Genomic DNA, 2,328 nt, shown 5'->3' with positions numbered 1-2,328 from the left:
TTTGACGACGAACGATCCTGGCCTAAATGGTTTCGTGCAATCCACAAAGTGGTATGGACCAGCGACCGGCCTCACGGCGTAGGAAGTACCCGGACGGTATCGCTGTCGACGGCCACCGTTTACGAGCACTTCTTCCGATGGGAGCAGGATCGCCGTTGCTCGTTCTACTTGACCGGGGCTTCCATGCCGCTGGCCCATGCGCTTGCGGAGGATTACCTGCTGGAGGAGCTTGCCCCGGCCAAGACGCGATTCACCTATCGCGTGGCGATGGAGCCGCGCTTCGCGGTCGCCATCGGCGGTCCGCTCTCGCGCATGTATTTCGGATCAATGTTCAAGAGCGCTTGCGAGAACCTGCAGAGCTACGTCCTGAAGGCGCGAACCTAGCAGCCTGTCGGACTCAGGTTTCGATTTTCGTGTGTATGCGGACGATGGCGTCACGCACCGTTGTGACTGGTGGACTCGTGTCGGCTGGCCCTGAGGGCCGCCGGCTACTTCCGAGAGCATTCGATCGCCACGAGGGCTGCCTCGCGCGGCGGGCGGCCGCTTCAGGCGGCCGCCAAGGCGTACATTCGCTTCATGTTCCACGCCATGGTGACGAGGCTCCACTCACCTTGGACATTGTCCAGCCCACGCAGCAGGAACTGACGGAAGCCCATCACCGATTTGATGATCCCGAACACCGGCTCCGGGATCTGCTTGCGCAAGGCATAGAGCTTCTTGCCTTCGGGCGTCTGTAGACGGTGGCTCATGGCTTCGAGCGGCGTCGGGTTCTCTGGCGCCGACGGTACTTTGGCAAAGCGCTCCGACAAGGGCGGATAATGCGACTGGCGGCCCTGCGCAATCATCGGATCGATCTGCGCCGCAGCGCAGAGGGCCACGTTGGCTTCGCTGAAGTAACCGGTGTCCGCCAGCAACGTCTCCGGCTTGCCCAGGCCCTCGGGCAAGGTACCAATCCGCTCCAGCATCGGCTCGATCTGCTGCTTGTCGTTGGGCGCCTGGACCACCTGCGCGGCGATCACCAGAAGGCTGTCCGCCGCCACCACCGCCTGGGCGTTGTAGCACTGCTCGAACCCTCCGCCCGCTACCGGCATGATGCGCGACGCTTCGTCAGTCAGATTGATCTGATCCGTTGGCCGCGCACCTTCCACCGGAGGCTGGGGCGGCTTGCCTGTGGGCTTGTTGCCCGTGGCCTTGGCCTTCGCCTCCCGCGCCGCCAGCTTGGCTTTGTGCTCGGCGGCCTCTCGTTCAAACCGCTCCTTGGCGCGTGCTTCGATCTTGGCGCGGGCCTGCGCAAGCTTCGCTAAACGCTTCTCGCGGCGCGCCAATTCGTCTGGGATCGACATGCCATCGGGAACATCGGCGTGATCCGCGGCTTCGGCCCGCGCCAGCAACTCGGCCACTTCGGCCTTCAATTGCGCCTCGATCTTGCCCGCGTGCTCATACGAAAGCGCACTGTGCCGGCTGGCATTGGCGTGAATCTTCGTGCCGTCGAGCGCCACCGTGCCCAGCTTGAGCATCCCTATCTCGCGCGCCAGTGCCAGCACCTGCACGAACAGCCCTTCGATCTCCTTGAGAAAGCGCCGCCGAAACGTCGCGATCGTGTCGTGATCGGGATGGTCGTTTGCCGCGATGAAGCGGAACGCCACCGAATCGTACGTCGCACGCTCCAGCTTCCGGCTGGAAAACACGCCTGTGGCGTAGCCGTAAACCAGAATGCCCAACAGCAGTGCTGGGTGATAGGACGCCGATCCCGTGCCCCGATAGCTCCGGCTCATCGCCGACAGGTTAAGCCCGTCAATTACCTCAACGACGAACCGCGCCAGATGTCGCTCCGGAAGCCAGTCATCCACCGACGGCGGCAGAAGGAATCCAGTCTCGCGGTCAATCGTACGGAAATTGCGCAAAAGCGTGCCACCCAGTGAGGAAGAAAGGCCGAATCAATGCAAAGATTCTACCCAACCCCGCTAAGTCCGACAGGCTGCTAGGCAACCCCGCCATCCCGAGCCAGTCGATGCCAGACAAAACTTTCCAAACAGCACGCTGCGGAAACGGACGGACTAAGCGGACCAAGCGGACGAAGCGGGGTCTAATTGCGACCCCCGTCAACGCGACCTTGGGAGTTGATCTCATACTCCCTTCACCTTTAGGCACGATCCTTGGTCCGCTTAGTCCGTTCCTTTCCGCAGGTACGGGCGGAAAATTATTCTTGGCCCGATCAACCCGGGGGGCCGCCCGGCTGTCGAGCAGGGCAGTCGTCATCTTGGCGTCGCCGGAGGTCCGGAGGTGCCGGAGGTATTCGCCGCCGTTTCACCCTAAGACATCTCAAAT

2 protein-coding genes are annotated in these 2,328 nt (G+C 62.4%); one reads left to right on the top strand and one right to left on the bottom strand.

The genetic code is table 11. The annotated features are described in order from the left end of the window. Nucleotides 1-384: SRPBCC family protein (locus VMT30_00040; protein HVQ43345.1), on the top strand; the 384-nt coding region annotated here is incomplete at its 5' end. 161 nt (nt 385-545) lie between these two features. Here VMT30_00040 and VMT30_00035 read toward each other — a convergent pair. After that, the gene (locus tag VMT30_00035) at nt 546-1,904 is read right to left on the bottom strand and encodes an IS1182 family transposase (protein ID HVQ43344.1); all 1,359 of its coding nucleotides are present in this window, start codon (nt 1,902-1,904) and stop codon (nt 546-548) included. Between the last annotated feature and the right edge of the window lie 424 nt (nt 1,905-2,328).

This window comes from Candidatus Saccharimonadia bacterium (genome assembly GCA_035544015.1).
Taxonomy (GTDB): Bacteria; Patescibacteriota; Saccharimonadia; order UBA4664; family UBA4664; genus UBA5169.
Note: the sequence above shows the minus strand (reverse complement) of the source record. Positions and strands in the feature narration are given on the sequence as shown.